Origin of the sequence: Streptomyces sp. NBC_01092 (assembly GCF_045039535.1) — a bacterium.
In the GTDB taxonomy this organism is placed as follows: Bacteria; Actinomycetota; Actinomycetes; order Streptomycetales; family Streptomycetaceae; genus Streptomyces.
The window spans coordinates 9,809,412-9,825,296 of record NZ_CP108659.1 but is presented as its reverse complement, the minus strand read 5'-3'; the positions used below and the strand labels follow the sequence as shown (position 1 = coordinate 9,825,296).

The window sequence follows — 15,885 nt, the reverse complement described above, 5'->3', positions numbered from 1 at the left end:
GCCCCCGTGAGCACGTATACCGACGAGAACGTTCCGGGCCGCTCCGGCCCCACCGCCACGACCGAGGCCGACCCGCGCGCGGTCGGCAAGGTGCGCACCGAGTACTCCCCCGCGCACGACGGCGACCCCGACCCCGGCGAGATCGTCTGGACCTGGGTCCCCTACGAGGAGAACGACGGACGGGGCAAGGACCGCCCGGTGCTGGTCGTCGCGCGGGAGCACGGCGGGACCCTCCTCGCCGTGCAGCTCTCCAGCAAGCGGCACGACGGGGACCGTGAGTGGGTGGCGATCGGCAGCGGGCCGTGGGACCGGTCGGGCCGCGACTCCTGGGTGGACGTGGACCGCATCCTGCGGCTGCACGAGCAGGGCATGCGCCGGGAGGCGTGCGCCCTGGACCGGGGGCGGTTCAACCTGGTCAGGCAGCGTCTGCACGAGCGCTACGGCTGGACCTGACGCTCCGGGAACGCCTGGGCGAACGCCGCTCGCACCTGGCTGTCCGGCGTGCGGTCGAGGATCCCGAACACCACGTGCTCGAAGGCCCCGGCGAACCGCCCGCCGGGCCCGAGCAGCGTGCGGAACGCGCCCGCCACCTGCGCGGGCTCGTTCTGGAACACCCCGCAGCCCCAGGCGCCCAGCACGAGGCGCCGGTACCCGTGCGCGGCGGCCGTCTCCAGCACCCGCTCGGCGCGGGTCCCGAGTGCGCGGGGCAGCTCGGCCGTGCGCTCGGGAGTCGTACGCCGGACGACGCCCGCGTTCGGGGCCGCGGCAGTCAGGAACGCGGTCGTGTACGGGTCGTCGAGCAGGCGGCCGCGGTCGTCGCGGAAGACGGGCACGCCGGGTGAGTGGATGACACGGTCCGTGTAGAACGGGTCGCGGTGGGCGCGGTGGTGGTCGTAGAACTCGCGGGCCCCGAGCAGGCAGGTGTACAGCGCCGAGGCGCGGCACAGGGCCTCTTCCTGGGCCTGGGCGCCGTTCAGGAAACCGCCGCCGGGATTGCGGGCCGAGGCGAAGTTCAGTACGGCCGTGTCGCCGCCGAGCCGGTGGGCGGCCTCCAGGCTGCTCTCGCCGGTGACCTCGAAGGAGGTATCGACGGTGGAGAAGGACGGCACCGGCACAGGACCCGGCCCGTACATCCGCGTGCCCGCCCGCGCCCCTTCGATCGCCGCCGCGACGGACACCTCGCGGCCGTTCGGCGCGCGGTACGTCCCCGCCGCCACGATCTGCTCCGTCTGCTGCGCGATGCCGCGCAGGCGCGCGTTCATGGCGCGACCCCCGTGCGCGCCATGCCCGTGTCCGCCGTCCCCGTACGCCCCATGATCACGCGACCGCTCGGGCCGCCCGTGATCTCCCCCGTCGTGCTCATGCGTACATCGTGAGCGATGCTGGTCATGCGGTGCAACAGAAATTCCGGGCCCGCAGCCGACCGGGAACGCGCGGGAAAGCCCCTGCTAACGGCCCGGAGAGCAAAGATTACGTACCCGGAACGTGCCAGTACGCACCCTTGTGCGAGGCGTCGAGAAGGTCTTGGGTAGGACGAGTGTGCCGGCCCGCCCACAAGATCCGGGCCGGGCGGCATCGTGGACTCTCAGGAGGATCCAAGACATGTCAGATTCGGTGAGCGACTGTACGGAGCAGCCGCGCTCCGCAGTCACCGAAGCCGAGGTGGAGGCCCTGGTCCGGGGCATCTGCTTCAAGACCGGCCCGCCACGCACCCTCGGGGTCGAAGTGGAATGGCTCGTCCATGAGCTGCACAGCCCGCAGCTCCCCGTGACACCCGAACGACTCGAAGCGGCCTACGCCGCACTACGGACCGTGCCCCTGAGGTCGGCGCTCACCGTCGAACCCGGCGGTCAGCTGGAGCTGAGCTCCCCGCCCGCCACCTCGCTCATGGAGTGCATCGGTACCGTCTCCGCCGACCTCGACACCGCCCGCGCGGTCCTGCGCGAGCACGATCTCGGTCTGGTCGGAATGGGCAACGATCCCTGGCACACGCCTCGGCGCTTCCTGCGCCAGCCGCGCTATGACGCCATGGAGAAGTACCTCGACCGCGCCGGCCCGGCCGGCCGCGCCATGATGTGCACCTCCGCCTCGGTACAGGTGTGTCTGGACGCCGGCTACGAGGAGCCCGGACCGCTCGGGCACGTCCGGCGCTGGTGGCTGGCGCACCAGCTGGGCCCGGTTCTGGTCGCCGCCTTCGCGAACTCCCCGCTGGCCGGGAACGAACCCACCGGCTGGCACTCCACCCGGCAGCTGCTGTGGATGGAGATCGGCGCGGAGCGCGCGGGCGCTCCCCCGCTGGACGGCGATCCACGGGCCGCCTGGGCGCGGCACGTCGTGGACGCGCCGGTGATGTGCGTACGGCAGGACAGCGGGCCGTGGGACGTACCGGAAGGGCTGTCGTTCCGGGAGTGGACCAGATCGGGGGCGCCCAGGCCGCCGACGCGCGAGGATCTCGACTACCACCTCACGACGCTGTTCCCGCCGGTCAGACCCCGTGGCCACCTGGAGTTGCGCATGATCGACGCGCAGCCCGGCGAGGACGGCTGGATCGTGCCGCTGGCTGTGACGACCGCGCTCTTCGACGACCCGGAGGCGGCCGAGACCGCCTATCGGGCCGTGAAGCCGCTGGCCGAGCGCGCCCTGTCGCAGCCCGCACCGCACAATCCGCTGTGGCTCGACGCGGCACGCTCGGGTCTGGCCGATCCCGAGTTGCGGGAGGTGGCGGTCATGTGTTTCACGGCGGCGCTGGAGGCCCTGCCCCGGCTGGGCGCCACGACCGAGGTCACGGACGCGGTGGCGGCGTACCGCGACCGCTATGTCGTGCGGGGCCGCTGCCCCGCCGACGACCTGTTGGACGAGCTCTATGGCACGGACCGCATTCTGCACGGGAAGGACGACCGAACATGACCGACCCCGCCGACGCCGACACGCTCCGCGAGCGGGCACTGACCACCCTCACCACCGCCCGTGCCCGGACGACCCTGTTGACCAGCTGCGTCGAGGACCCCGACCTGACAGCCCAGCACTCGCCGCTGATGTCCCCGCTGGTGTGGGACCTCGCGCACATCAGCAACCAGGAGGAGCAGTGGCTGCTCCGGACGGTCGCCGGACGGGAGGCGATACGGCCCGAGATCGACGGCATCTACGACGCCTTCGAGCACCCGCGCGCCGCACGCCCGTCGCTGCCGCTGCTGCCTCCGAGCGAGGCCCGGAACTACGCGGCCGAGGTGCGGGGCAGGGTCATGGACATCCTGGAGAGCACCGCGTTCCACGGGACGCGGCTGACCGAGGCGGGCTTCGCCTTCGGGATGATCGCGCAGCACGAGCAGCAGCACGACGAGACGATGCTGATCACGCATCAGCTGCGCAAGGGCCCGCAGGCCCTGACCGCGCCGGACCCGGACCCGGTGCCCCTGTTCACGGGGCCGTCCGAAGTCCTGGTCCCGGGCGGGCCGTTCACGATGGGTACCTCGACCGAGCCGTGGGCGCTGGACAACGAACGCCCGGCGCACCGGCGGGAGGTCCCGGCGTTCTACATGGATGTCACGCCGGTGACGAACGCCGCGTACCAGGCGTTCATCGCGGACGGCGGCTATGACACCGAACGCTGGTGGACGCCGGAGGGCTGGGCGCACATCCGGCAGCACTCCATCCACGCGCCGCTGTTCTGGCGCCGGGACGGCAAGCAGTGGCTCAGGCGCCGCTTCGGCGTCACCGAGGTCGTCCCGCCCGACGAGCCGGTGCTGCACGTGTGCTGGTACGAGGCCGACGCCTACGCCCGCTGGGCCGGGCGCCGGCTGCCCACCGAGGCCGAGTGGGAGAAGGCGGCCCGGCACGACCCGGCCGGGGACCGCTCCACGCGCTACCCGTGGGGCGACGCCGATCCCGCGCCGGAGCACGCCAACCTCGGCCAGCGGCATCTGCGGCCCGCGCCCGCCGGGAGCTACCCGGAGGGTGAATCGCCGCTCGGTGTACGGCAGTTGATCGGTGACGTGTGGGAGTGGACGGCGAGCGACTTCCTGCCGTATCCGGGTTTCCAGGCGTTCCCGTACAAGGAGTACTCGGAGGTGTTCTTCGGGCCGGAGCACAAGGTGCTGCGCGGCGGTGCGTTCGCCGTGGACGCGGTGGCCTGCCGGGGCACCTTCCGCAACTGGGACTATCCGATCCGGCGGCAGATCTTCTCCGGCTTCCGCACGGCCCGCTCCGCGGCGGACGCCTGATGTGCCGTCATCTGGCGTACGTCGGCCCCGAGGAGCCGCTCGGCCTGCTCCTCGCGGAGCCCCCGCACGGCCTGTACCGCCAGTCGTGGGCACCTCGGCGGCAGCGGTACGGGACGGTCAACGCCGATGGTTTCGGGGTCGGTTGGTACGCGGAGGGTGATCCGGTACCGGCCCGCTACCGCCGGGCCGGGCCGATCTGGGCCGACCCGTCCTTCGGCGATCTCGCGCGCGTCGTACGCAGCGGCGCGCTGCTCGCGGCCGTACGGGACGCGACGGTGCCGGGCGCCGACCAGGAGGCCGCGGCGGCTCCGTTCGCCGCCGGTACCTGGCTGTTCAGCCACAACGGCGCCGTGAAGGGCTGGCCGGGCTCGCTCGCACCGCTCGTCCCGACCGTGCCCGCGGTGGATCTGCTGTCGCTGGAGGCCCGCAACGACTCCGCGTTCGTGTGGGCGCTGGTCCTCGCGCGGCTGCGCGGCGGCGACGAGTTGGGGCAGGCGCTGGCCGACACGGTCGTGGAGGTCGCGGAGGCGGCCCCCGGGTCCCGGCTGAACCTGCTGCTCACCAACGGCGAGACCGTCGCGGCGACCGCCTGGGGCGACACGCTCTGGTATCTCACCCGGCCCGGCGGCGGCACCGTCGTGGCCTCCGAGCCCTACGACGACGATCCGCACTGGCAGGAGGTCCCGGACCGGACCCTCCTCGCGGCGAGCCGCACCGATGTTCTCCTCACCCCGCTCAAGGAACCCGGCGACCCCCTGGTCCCCGCACCACCCAAGGAGCCCAGCACGTGAGTCCGTTCCTGCTGACCCGCACCCTGCCCGAGGACGCCACCGACGCCGCCCTGCGCGCGGACGTCCTCGACGGCCTGACCGGCACGCCCAAGACGCTGCCGCCGAAGTGGTTCTACGACGCTCAGGGCAGCGAGCTCTTCGAGAAGATCACCGAGCTGCCCGAGTACTACCCGACGCGCGCCGAGCGGGAGATCCTGGTCGACCGGGCCGGGGAGATCGCCGCCGCCACCGGCGCCCGCACGCTCGTCGAGCTGGGCTCCGGGTCCTCGGAGAAGACGCGGCACCTGATCGACGCGCTGACCGGGCTGCACACGTACGTGCCCGTCGACGTCAGCGAGAGCGCGCTCGCCCTGGCCGGGCAGGCGCTCGTCGAGGAGCGGCCGGGGCTGAACGTCCATGCCCTGATCGCCGACTTCACCGGCGGGATGGACCTGCCGGACACGCCGGGTCCCCGGCTGGTGGCGTTCCTCGGCGGCACGATCGGCAATCTGCTGCCGCACGAGCGGGCGGCGTTCCTCGCCTCGGTGCGGGCCCTGCTCTCCCCCGGTGACGCGCTGCTGCTCGGCACGGACCTGGTCAAGGACGAGAGGGTCCTGGTCGCTGCCTACGACGACGCGGCCGGGGTGACGGCCGCGTTCAACAAGAACGTCCTGACGGTGATCGACCGCGAGTTGGGCGCCGACTTCGATCCGGGTGCCTTCGAGCACGTGGCGCGCTGGGACCCGGACCACGAGTGGATCGAGATGCGGCTGCGTGCCCGTACGGCGCAGACGGTGAAGGTGCCCGCACTGGACCTCGCCGTGGAGTTCGCGGCGGGCGAGGAGATGCGCACCGAGGTGTCGGCGAAGTTCCGGAAGGAGGGTGTACGCGCGGAACTTCTCGCGGCCGGGCTGGAGCTGGCGCACTGGTGGACGGACAGCGAGGGCCGCTTCGCGCTGTCACTGAGCGTGGCACGCTGACGGACGGCTCGCGCGATGCCCCGCCTTGGGGCACGGTGGAGTGACGCGTGTGAGAGGAGCACCCACATGTCGAACCACACCTACCGGGTCACGGACATCGTCGGCACCTCGCCCGACGGCGTGGACCAGGCGATCCGCAACGGCATCACGCGCGCCTCGCAGACGCTGCGCAATCTGGACTGGTTCGAGGTGGTCGAGGTCCGTGGCCAGCTCGACGGCGGTGACATCGCGCACTGGCAGGTGACCATGAAGGTCGGATTCCGCCTCGACGAATCCGAGTAGCACAGGTCCCTGTCGTCAGGTCCGCCCCTCCCGCTCCTGCGCCACCTTCAGCGCGGCGGAAGGGGCGGTCCAGCGCGCCCGTACGACGGTGAAACCGGCCCGTTCTGCGTCCTCGCACACCAGCTCGTCGTCGTCCACCAGCACCCGGATCTCGTGGGTGCGGGCGAGGCGGCGCAGGATCTCCAGCTTGGTGCGCCGGGCGGGCCTGCGGTCGTCGTTGCGTCGCATGTACACGCGCCCTTCCGGCAGCCCGTGCTCCGCGAGCCAGTCGAGCGTGTCGCGCCGGCAGCGCTCGGGGCGCCCGGTCAGATAGCGGACCTCGCACTCCTCGGCGCTCTCGCGCGCCAGCGCGACACCCTCCTCGAGGGGCGGGTCCTGCGGGGCCGCCGCGAAGAAGGCGGCCCAGTCGCGCGGTTTGCGCTCCAGGAAGTGCTGCCGGTGCGCCGTGTCGGCGAGGGTGTTGTCCAGGTCGAAGACGGCGAGCGGGCGCTCGTTGCTGTCGGTCACACCACTCACCCTAGAGGGGCTCCGCCTCCGGCCCTGGCCGCGACCGCTGGAACCCGGGTTCTGAATTGAGACAGTCCGACGGAAAAAAATGGTCCGGACTAATTCCCTTAAGTACCTTTTCCGCAGCCCGGCAAGATCGGGTGGCAATTCAGCCAGGTGGTTGATTGCCCAATGAGAGCGCTGTCATAATCCGGCTTCCGGCTTTCGCCGCCCCGCCACCCGTCCCCCCATCAGGCCCGCACTCCCCAGTGTGTTCGGCATGACGCAGCGAAGAAGGTGCGCCTGTGCCCGAGTTTTCACCACGGCACGACAATTCCCTCACATACGGTTCGCCGAATAGAGAACCGGCACCGGCCAAACGTATATCCGAAGATCCCGAATTCCGCTCCCTGCGCCGCGCCCAGCGCAGGTTCGGCGTCCGCGCGACACTCTTGTCCGTCGGCGGATTCCTGTTGTACGTGCTGCTGTCGCACACCGTCCCCGGCCTGATGAACGAGCGCCTGACCGGCAACCTCACGCTCGGCCTGGCCCTGGGGCTCGGGCAGTTCGTCGTGATGGGCCTGACGGCCTGGTGGTACGTACGGCACATGCGCACCCGGGTCGACCCGCTCGCCCGCGGCCTCAGCTCACGCCTGCACCAGCACGAGTCGGGCCCGCTGCGCGCACCCGCCCAGCCCGGCTCCAGGGGGTACCGCACGTGGTGACCCTGTCCGAAGGCATCGTCGACCGGTTCAGCCTGCAACTGACGTTCGTGCTGTTCCTGTCGGTGGTCGTGGTCACGCTGTTCATAGCGCTGCTGACGGCCCCTCATCGCGACGAGATCAGCGAGTTCTACCTCGGCAACCGCACCATGTCCCCGCTGCGCAACGGCCTCGCGATGTGCGGCGACTACCTGTCGGCCGCGACACTCCTCGGCAGCACCGGGCTGGTCGCCCTCAACGGCTACGACGGACTGCTGTACCTCGGCGGCACCGTCGTCGCCTGGATGATGGTGCTGCTGCTGATCGCCGAACCCCTGCGCCGTGCGGGCAGGTTCACCCTCGGCGACACACTGGCCCTGCGCCTGACCCGGCTGCAGCGCCCGGCGCGGCTCGCCCTAACCGTGTGCACGCTGGCCATCACGACCCTGTACCTGGTCGCCCAGCTCGTCGGCAGCATCGCCCTGCTGACCCAGTTCACGGGCGAGCCCAGCGCCGCGACCCGCACCTTGTGCGTGGTCGTCATCGGCACGATCGTCATCGTCTACGCCGCCATCGGGGGCGCGCCCGGCGCCACGGTCATCCAGATCATCAAGGCCGTGATGCTGGTGGCGGGCGTGACGATCACCGCGGTCATGGTGCTGCACCGCTACGACTGGAACCCGAACAACCTGCTGTCCGCCGCCGCCGACCACAGCGGCGTCGGCGCCCAGTTCCTCGAACCCGGACTGCGCTACGGCGTCAGCACCACCAGCAAGCTCGACTTCTTCAGCCTGGAACTGGCGATCGTCCTCGGCCTCGCCGCGCTCCCCCACGTCCTGATGCGTCTGCTCGCCCCGCGCAAGGTCGACGTCCTGCGCTCCTCCGTCGTATGGGCCGTCGGCCTCGTCGGCCTGGTCTGTCTCGCGGCCGGTGTCCTCGGCCTCGGCGCCACCGCCATCGTCGGCCGGGACACCATCGCGGAGACGGACCACAAGGGCGACTCCGCGGTCCTGCTCCTCGCGGGCCACCTGGGCGGCGGCATCCTCACGGCCCTGCTGTCCTGCCTCGCTTTCGTCACCCTGCTCGCCGTCGCCGCCGGCCTCACGCTGGCCGCCGCGTCCTCGCTCGCCCACGACCTGTACGGGGAGGTGATCCGCAAGGGGCGGGCGAGCGAGACCGAGGAGCTGATGGTCGCGCGGCTGTCCGCGGTCGTCATCGGTGTGCTCGCGATGCTGCTCGCGCTCGTCTCCTGGGGCGCCAACACGGCGACGCTCGCGTTCCTCGCCTTCGCCATCGCGGCGTCCGCGATCCTGCCGACGATCGTGTACACCCTGTTCTGGCGCCGCTTCACCGGCGAGGGAGCGCTGCTCAGTCTTTGGGGCGGCCTGGTCTGCTCGGTCCTGCTGGTGCTGTTCTCCCCCGTGGTGTCCGCCACACCGGGCTCGTTCTACCCGGACTCCGACTTCGCCTGGTTCCCGCTCCAGAACCCGGGCATCGTCTCCATCCCGGCGGGCTTCCTGCTCGGATGGCTCGGCACGGTACTGGGCCAGCGCCGGCGGCCCCAGGACGACGCCGCCTACGAGGAGTTCGAGGTGCGGATGCTGGTGGGCGCCAAGGAGTGAGCGAGCGGCGCCCACCAGCATCCGCGGCACCTGGTCAGGGCCTACGAGGAGAGGCGAGGTCAAAAGCCCGGCCGGCGATCGCTTCGGCGAGCGCGGCGGGCTGCGACAGGAAGGGCGAGTGGGAGGAGTCGAGTTCGGTGACGGCGGTCGGGGAAGCCGACACGGCGTCGATCTCCTTGATGAAGCGGTGCTGCAGCGCCAGGGGGATGGCGTTGTCCCGGGCACAGGTCACGTAAGCGTGCGGGACGCTGCCGTAGCGCTGCGCGGTGACGGTCAGTTCCTCTGCGGGGATCCCCACCGGACCGTCCGGACTGAGCAGGGCGATCGCGGCATCCGCGGTGCGGTCGTCGACGTCGTTGTAGAAGGCCTCCTTGACCAGGTCGTGCCGGTCCGGGTCGCCGAAGTCGATGCGCGCCGCGCCGACCACCGCCGGGTCGGCTCCCAGCAGTCGGAGCAGCTTCTCGCCGGCGTTCTCCGGGCATGTGCTGTAGAAGGCCGCCGGCACGCCGTTCACCGGTGCGAGCGCGGATACGTAGACCAGCCCGCCCACGAGTTCCGGAGCGAGTTCCGCCAGCGCGGTGGCCACCACACCACCCATGCTGTGCGCGACCACGAGACACGGCCGACCGGCGCCGATCGTGCGTATGCGCTCGGCGAGGGAAGCGGCCGCGGACGATGCGGTGACGGCCCCGACCGGTGAGGGTTCGGTGGCGAATGCCGCCGCGTCGAACGGCCGCGCCCAGCGGGCGCGCAGCGCGGGGCCGCGCAGTCCGTGTCCGTCGAGGTCGACCGCGACCGAGTGGATCCCGCGGCCGGCCAGCTGCTCGGCCACCGGGTTCCAACACCAGCTGCCGTGCCAGAAGCCGTGCACCAGGACGACAGGCAGGGAGTCGTTCATGCTGTTCCTCACGCGTTCATGCTGTTCCTCACGCGTTCGTTGGGCGCGGACCCGGCGTGTGACGCATGCGGGTCCGCGGACAAGGCGGGATCCGTGGTGGAGATGCCCCACCCGTAACGACGCACGATGACCTTGGGCCGTTGCCCGACTCCCCGGCGCCCGGGCCGCCTATTCTGGTGAGGGGCCGGGCCTGCTCGCAGAGCGCGAGAAGGGAGCCGCGAGTGACCGAACGGACGATCGACAGGGCGGCCGCGGACACCTTGCGGCGGGCCAGGGACGCCGCCGCGCGTGAGGCGTGGGCCGAGGCGTACCGGCTGCTGGACGGCCTGGACACCGCCTTGCTCACGCCCGACGACTGCGCCGCGTTCGCCGACGCCGCCTGGTGGACGAGCCGGATCGAGGAGTCGATCGTCCAGCGGATGCGGGCCTACTCCGGGTATGTCGCGGCCGGTGCGGCCCGGCAGGCGGGGCACATGGCCTGGCTGCTGTTCTACGAGCACCAGCTGGCCGGGCGCGCGGCCGTGGCCGCCGGCTGGCTGCGCCGGGCGCGACGACTGCTGCGCGACGAGCCGGAGTGCGTCGAGCAGTGCTACCTGGCCTGGGTCGACACGGAGGACGCCCAGCGGCGCGGCGCGTTCGACGAGGCGATGACGGCGGCCCGGCACATGGCAGCGATCGCCCGCCGTGGCGGCAGCCCCGATCTGCTCGCCATGGGCCTGCAGGCACAGGCGGGCGTGCTCGTGGCCCAGGAGCGGGTCGGCGAAGGGCTCGACCTCCTGGACGAGTCCATGTGCGCGGCCATGGCGGGTGAGCTCAGCTCCTTCTTCACCGGGTGGGTCTACTGCCTGGGGCTGCAGCAGTCCATGGCCTGCGTCGATCTGGAACGCGCCGCCGAGTGGACCGACGCGGCCATGCGGTGGTGCGCGGCCATGCCGGCCGAGAACAACTTCCGCGGGCTGTGCCGGGTGCACCGTGTGCAGGTGCTGGAGCTGCGCGGCGGCTGGCCGGAGGCGCTGACCGAGGCCGAGCTGACCTGCGCGGAGCTGCTGCCGTACGAGCGGCGGTCGGCGGCCGAGGCGGTCTATCTGGTCGGCCAGATCCAGCGGCGGCGCGGAGAGCTCACGGCGGCCGAGGAGTCGTACGACCGCACTCACGAGCTCGGCCGTGACCCGCAGCCCGGCCTCGCCCTGCTGCGGCTGGCCCAGGGCAAGGCCGATGCCTCGGCCACGGCCCTGCGGCTCGCGCTGACCGAAGCCCCCGAAGCAGGCCGACTCGATCGGTGCGCACTGCTCGCGGCCCAGGTGGAGGTCTCCCTCGCGCTGTGCCGCACGGCCGAGGCACGCGCGGCCGCCGAGCAGCTCCAGGCCCTCGCCGGGGACTGGCAGCGGCGGTGCGGCTCGGAGTCGACGCCGCTGCACGCGAGTGCCGCGGCGGCCGGCGGCGCGGTGGCCTTCGCCGCGCGCGACCTCGACCGCGCGCTGCCCCTGCTGCGCCGGGCGCTGACGCTGTGGCTGGAGCTGCGAGTGCCGTACGAGGCGGCCCAGGTGCGGATGACGCTGGCCGCCGCCGACCGGGCGGCCGGGGACGCCGAGGGGGCCCGGATGGAGCTGCGGGCCGCCGAACAGGAGTTCCGCCGGCTCGGCGCCGTACCCGACGCGCGGCGGGCGGCGGCGCTGCTCGCCGATGTGCGCCGGCCGCGGCCGGGCGGGCTCACCGAGCGGGAGATCCAGGTGCTGCGGCTGGTCGCGGCGGGCCGTACGAACCGGGCCGTCGCCACGGAGCTGGTGATCAGCGAGCACACCGTCGCCCGGCATCTGAACAACATCTTCGCCAAGCTCGACGTGTCCTCGCGGGCGGCGGCGACGGCGTACGCGTACCGGCACGGCCTCGCCTGACGCCGCCCATGGGCCGTATCGCCCATGCCGGTCCGCCGGCGATGGGCGATTGCGGCGATGTGCCCGCCGCCGCTGCGGCGTAGACCGGAGAGGTACCCCTTCCCGACCCCGGAGCGGAAAGCAGGTGGGGTCATGGCCACCCACACACCGACCCCCTCCACACCTACGCTCGACGACCGGCTCCTGGACCGGCTGCGCGGTGCCGTGCGCGGGACCATCGTGGAGCCGGGCGATCCGGTCTACGACGAGGCCCGCAAGGTCTTCAACGCGATGCACGACAGGCGGCCGGCGATCATCGTGCGGGCCGTCGACGCGGGCGACGTCATCGCCACGGTCGACTTCGCCCGTGAACAGGACCTGCCGCTCGCCGTGCGCGGCGGCAGCCACAGCGTCCCCGGCTACGGGACCTGCGACGGCGGGGTCGTCCTCGACCTCGGCCTGATGCGCGGGATCCGCGTCGATCCCGACACCCGCACGGCGTGGGTCGAGGGCGGCTGCACCTGGGCGGACGTCAACCACGCCACGCACGCGTTCGGGCTGGCCACCACCGGCGGCATCGTCTCCACGACCGGCGTGGGCGGCCTGACGACGGGCGGCGGCATGGGTCATCTGGCCCGGCGCTGCGGTCTGGCCTGCGACAACCTGGTCTCGGTGGACCTGGTGACGGCCGACGGATCCTTCGTGACCTGCACCGACGAGCAGCACAGCGAACTGATGTGGGCGGTGCGCGGGGGCGGCGGCAACTTCGGCGTCGTCACCTCGTTCGCGTACCGGCTGCACCCCGTCGCGGACATCCTCGGCGGACCGACGTTCTTCCCGCTCGACGCCGATGTGATCCGCCGGTACCGGGAGCTGGTCGCCGAGGCCGACGAACGGCTCGGGGCCGTCTTCCTCGTCGGGCTCGGACCGCCGGTGCCGTTCCTGCCGGAGCGCTGGCACGGGCGACCGGTGTGCGGCATGGTCGCCTGCTGGACCGGGCCGCAGGACGAGGACGACCGGATCCGGGACCGGGTCGCCGCGCTGGGGCCGGTACTGGGCCGCCATCTGGAACGCATGCCCTACCCCGTGATCAACACCCTCTTCGACGAGCTGGTGCCCGCCGGCCTGTACCACTACTGGAAGGGCTCCTTCACCCAGGGCCTGCCCGACGGGACCATTGACGCCCTGGTCGAGTACGGCCCCACCACGCCGTCCATCCAGAGCGTGACGGTCGTCTTCCCCATCGACGGTGCCTGCCACCGGATCGGACCGGAGGAGACCGCGTTCTCCTACCGGGACGCCGACTACTCGATCGCGCTCAGCCCGACGCTCACCACCCGGGAGGACTGCGAGGCCCAGAAGGAATGGGTGCGCGCCTTCCACCGGGAGCTGGAACCGCACGCCATGCGCGGCGCCTACGTGAACTTCATGGACGCCGACGACCAGGACCGCGTACGGGACAACTACCGCACGAACTACGACCGTCTCCGCGAGCTCAAACGGCGCTACGACCCGGGCAACCTGTTCCGGCTCAACCACAACATCGCGCCCTGAGGACCGGTGAGGAATCCCCCGGGCTCCCAGGTGTTGAACCCTGTATGAGCTCCGTGATCGCCGCGACCCGCTTCTCCGTCCTCGACCGCTCCCGCACCCGGGAGGGCCATACGAACGGAGAGGCGCTGCGGGACACCGTACGGCTGGCCCGGGAGATCGAGGACCTCGGCTATCACCGGTTCTGGGTCTCGGAGCACCACGGCGTACCGGGCGTCGCCGGCTCCGCGCCGACCGTGCTGGCCGCCGCCGTGGCCGGCGCGACACGGACCATCCGGGTCGGCACCGGCGGGGTGATGCTGCCCAACCACCAACCGCTGGTCGTGGCCGAGCAGTTCGGGGTGCTGGAGTCGCTCTTCCCGGGGCGTGTCGACATGGGGCTCGGGCGGTCCGTCGGATTCACCGACGGCGTGCGCAGGGCGCTGGGCCGGGACAAGGGGGACGCGGAGGACTTCGCGGCGCAGATCCAGGAGCTGCTCGGCTGGTTCCGCGGCACCTCGCCGACCGGGGTGCACGCGCGGCCCGCCGAGGGCCTGGCCGTGCCGCCGTTCGTGCTGGCCATGGGTGAGGGCGCGGACATCGCGGCCCGCGCGGGGCTGCCGATGGTCATCGGTGACCTGCGCAGCGGGGAGAAGATGCGGCGCGGGATCGATCACTACCGCGAGCACTTCCGGCCCTCCCTCTGGGCGAGTGAGCCGTACGTCGTGATCTCCGGCACGATCGCGGTGGCCGGCACGCCCGAGGAGGCCCGGCGGTTGCTCGTGCCGGAGGCCTGGGCGATGGCCTACTCGCGCACCCACGGCACCTTCCCGCCGCTGACGCCCGCCGAGCGCGTCGAGGCCCTGACCATGACCGACAAGGAGCGCGGCTTCTACGAGGGCGGCCTCGCCGGGCACATCGCGGGTACCGAGGAGCAGGTCGCGCACGAGCTGGAGACGGTGCTGAAGGAGACGGGGGCGCAGGAGGTGCTGGTCACGACCAGTACGTACGACCGTGAAGCACTGGTGGACTCCTACCGGCGGCTCGCCCGGATCGCCGAGGCGTGATCCGGGCGGGCCGCCGGACGTGCGTCAGTCCGTGTCGCGCGGGTCGAAGAACTTGGTGTCGATCGTCAGCGGCTTCGGGAACGCGCCGGCCACCGAATCCCAGCGCGTGAACTTGAAGTTGGTGCCCTCCCGGTCCCCGTCCGCCGGCGCCGCCTCACCGTCGTGGGTGACCAGCAGGCCCTTGGGGAAGGACCGTCCCAGCGGGACGTTCACCACGGTCGCGCCGTCGGAGTGCTGCACACCGTCGGTGGCGGCGCTGTCCGTGACGGCGAAGGAGCCGAGGTAGGCATTGCGGCCCTGGCGCTCGTACACGGCGAACGTGTTGTCGCCCTGGCTGGAGGCGAGCAGGTAGCCCTTGCCGTCGGCAGCGTGGTAGATCGCGGCGCCCTCGGCGTCGGCGCTGAGGTGGTCACCGCCGAAGCCGGGGTCGCCCGCGGTGTCGATGACGCACTCCTCCTCCTCGGCGTCATACGTCCACGGGGTGCCGTACTCCCGCACCCGGTCGATCAGCTTGGGCTGCTCGAACTCCTCGTCGTCGAGCGCGACCCGCCACAGCCCGACGTCCTCCTGGGCCGCGTACAGGACGTGCTTCTCCTGGTCGACGACCATGCCCTCGACCTGTGCGTGATCGCCGGGGTCGGCGCACGGCGTCCAGCTCTTGCCGTTCGGCAGGGTGAAGGAGCCGGGCAGGTCGAGGGTGTCCTCGGTCTTGTAGCCGACGCGCCCGCCGCGGTCCTGAAGCTGCAGCAGCCGTACGCGGGTCTCCGAGCGGCGCGACACCACGACGTAGGCGTTGTCGTCGTCGCTGAAGGCGGCCAGGCCGTAGGCGGTGCGCTGGTCGTCGACCTCGGTCTCGCTCGCGGAGAAGACGGGTGCGGCGTTCGCCGCCGTGACGTCGCGCAGCGGGGGCCGGCCCGCGGCCACGGCGGCCGGGTCGATCGCGTAGGCGCGGACGCGGTCCCGGCCTCGGTCGCTGACGACGGCCAAGTCGGTCTTCTTGCCGCCCAGTTCGAAGCCGTAGACGACGTCGACGTTGTTGAAGCGGCCCGGCGCGGCGTCCTCGCCCGGCGCGGCGGGGGCGGCGATGTGCTGCAGGCGCGTGCCGTCGAGGCCGTAGACGTCGAGCCCGGCCTCCTTCAGGGTGCCGATCACGAGACTGCGCCCCGGGTTGTGGGGGTCGACCCAGACGGCCGGGTCGTCGGCGTCGGCGTTGCCGCCCGCCTCGTCGTCGTACACGGCGGGGGTCTCCACGCTGGCGGAGACGGAGACCGGCTGCGGGGCGGATGCGCCCGTGACCATCAGCAGCGCGGCGGTGAGAGTGCTCAGAGCGGAAGCGCTCACGATACTCCTCGGTAGGAAGAGAGACTGGCGAGACGCTATGGGCGAGGGGTGTGGGTGAGCCGAAGGCCCCGTGAACAGCAGGTGGCTCATGCGGACGCCGCGTCTGGTTCGCAT

Annotated in this window: 15 protein-coding genes; 11 read left to right on the top strand and 4 right to left on the bottom strand. The window is 72.0% G+C overall.

The annotated features are described in order from the left end of the window. Window positions 1–6 precede the first annotated feature (6 nt). Window positions 7–453 carry a type II toxin-antitoxin system PemK/MazF family toxin gene (locus tag OG254_RS44365; protein ID WP_351186980.1) on the top strand — a complete coding sequence of 149 codons (447 nt, stop codon included), beginning with the start codon at window positions 7–9 and terminating at the stop codon, window positions 451–453. On the opposite strand, the gene OG254_RS44360 is transcribed toward OG254_RS44365, so the two are convergent. Beyond that, window positions 438–1,262 (bottom strand): TIGR02452 family protein, encoded by an 825-nt coding sequence (locus tag OG254_RS44360; RefSeq protein WP_405593412.1) that lies wholly within the window; start codon window positions 1,260–1,262, stop codon window positions 438–440. The two genes, OG254_RS44365 and OG254_RS44360, sit on opposite strands and share 16 nt — an antisense overlap. A 340-nt stretch (window positions 1,263–1,602) precedes the next feature. Between OG254_RS44360 and egtA the strand changes: the two genes are divergently transcribed. The 5 genes from egtA (at window position 1,603) to OG254_RS44335 (ending at window position 6,252) form a co-directional block, all read left to right on the top strand. Beyond that, window positions 1,603–2,907 (top strand): ergothioneine biosynthesis glutamate--cysteine ligase EgtA, encoded by a 1,305-nt coding sequence (gene egtA, locus OG254_RS44355; protein ID WP_405593411.1) that lies wholly within the window; start codon window positions 1,603–1,605, stop codon window positions 2,905–2,907. Next, a complete protein-coding gene (egtB, locus tag OG254_RS44350) occupies window positions 2,904–4,220 on the top strand; it encodes an ergothioneine biosynthesis protein EgtB (RefSeq protein WP_405593410.1) in 1,317 nt (438 codons plus the stop codon). Before egtA ends, egtB begins: the two co-directional genes overlap by 4 nt. Further along, window positions 4,220–5,011, top strand: a complete 792-nt coding sequence (gene egtC, locus OG254_RS44345; protein ID WP_405593409.1) for an ergothioneine biosynthesis protein EgtC — start codon at window positions 4,220–4,222, stop codon at window positions 5,009–5,011. Before egtB ends, egtC begins: the two co-directional genes overlap by 1 nt. Beyond that, window positions 5,008–5,970 (top strand): L-histidine N(alpha)-methyltransferase, encoded by a 963-nt coding sequence (gene egtD / locus OG254_RS44340; RefSeq protein ID WP_351186990.1) that lies wholly within the window; start codon window positions 5,008–5,010, stop codon window positions 5,968–5,970. The genes egtC and egtD overlap by 4 nt, the downstream gene beginning before the upstream one ends. 66 nt (window positions 5,971–6,036) lie before the next feature. Next, window positions 6,037–6,252: a dodecin gene (locus OG254_RS44335; protein ID WP_351186992.1), complete on the top strand. Its 216-nt coding sequence runs from the start codon at window positions 6,037–6,039 to the stop codon at window positions 6,250–6,252. Between the two features lie 15 nt (window positions 6,253–6,267). Here the strand turns inward: OG254_RS44335 and OG254_RS44330 are convergent, their stop codons facing one another. Further along, the gene (locus OG254_RS44330) at window positions 6,268–6,759 is read right to left on the bottom strand and encodes a hypothetical protein (RefSeq protein WP_405593408.1); all 492 of its coding nucleotides are present in this window, start codon (window positions 6,757–6,759) and stop codon (window positions 6,268–6,270) included. 284 nt (window positions 6,760–7,043) lie between these two features. Here OG254_RS44330 and OG254_RS44325 point away from each other — a divergent pair, with 284 nt between their 5' ends. Beyond that, entirely contained in the window at window positions 7,044–7,463 is a 420-nt protein-coding gene (locus OG254_RS44325) for a DUF485 domain-containing protein (protein ID WP_405593407.1), read from the top strand. Beyond that, window positions 7,457–9,061, top strand: a complete 1,605-nt coding sequence (locus tag OG254_RS44320) for a cation acetate symporter (protein WP_405593406.1) — start codon at window positions 7,457–7,459, stop codon at window positions 9,059–9,061. The genes OG254_RS44325 and OG254_RS44320 overlap by 7 nt, the downstream gene beginning before the upstream one ends. Before the next feature lie 34 nt (window positions 9,062–9,095). On the opposite strand, the gene OG254_RS44315 is transcribed toward OG254_RS44320, so the two are convergent. Next, entirely contained in the window at window positions 9,096–9,959 is an 864-nt protein-coding gene (locus OG254_RS44315; RefSeq protein ID WP_405593405.1) for an alpha/beta fold hydrolase, read from the bottom strand. A 221-nt stretch (window positions 9,960–10,180) separates the two neighbouring features. Here OG254_RS44315 and OG254_RS44310 point away from each other — a divergent pair, with 221 nt between their 5' ends. The 3 genes from OG254_RS44310 to OG254_RS44300 all read left to right on the top strand — a co-directional run bounded on the left by OG254_RS44310 (window position 10,181) and on the right by OG254_RS44300 (window position 14,430). Next, window positions 10,181–11,854 carry a LuxR C-terminal-related transcriptional regulator gene (locus tag OG254_RS44310; protein WP_405593404.1) on the top strand — a complete coding sequence of 558 codons (1,674 nt, stop codon included), beginning with the start codon at window positions 10,181–10,183 and terminating at the stop codon, window positions 11,852–11,854. Window positions 11,855–11,986: 132 nt separating this feature from the next. Beyond that, window positions 11,987–13,387: an FAD-binding oxidoreductase gene (locus OG254_RS44305; RefSeq protein WP_405593403.1), complete on the top strand. Its 1,401-nt coding sequence runs from the start codon at window positions 11,987–11,989 to the stop codon at window positions 13,385–13,387. 44 nt (window positions 13,388–13,431) lie between these two features. After that, window positions 13,432–14,430 carry an LLM class flavin-dependent oxidoreductase gene (locus OG254_RS44300; protein WP_405593402.1) on the top strand — a complete coding sequence of 333 codons (999 nt, stop codon included), beginning with the start codon at window positions 13,432–13,434 and terminating at the stop codon, window positions 14,428–14,430. A 24-nt stretch (window positions 14,431–14,454) separates the two neighbouring features. Here OG254_RS44300 and OG254_RS44295 read toward each other — a convergent pair whose 3' ends face one another. Further along, window positions 14,455–15,771, bottom strand: a complete 1,317-nt coding sequence (locus OG254_RS44295; protein ID WP_405593401.1) for a phytase — start codon at window positions 15,769–15,771, stop codon at window positions 14,455–14,457. Window positions 15,772–15,885: the final 114 nt, after the last annotated feature.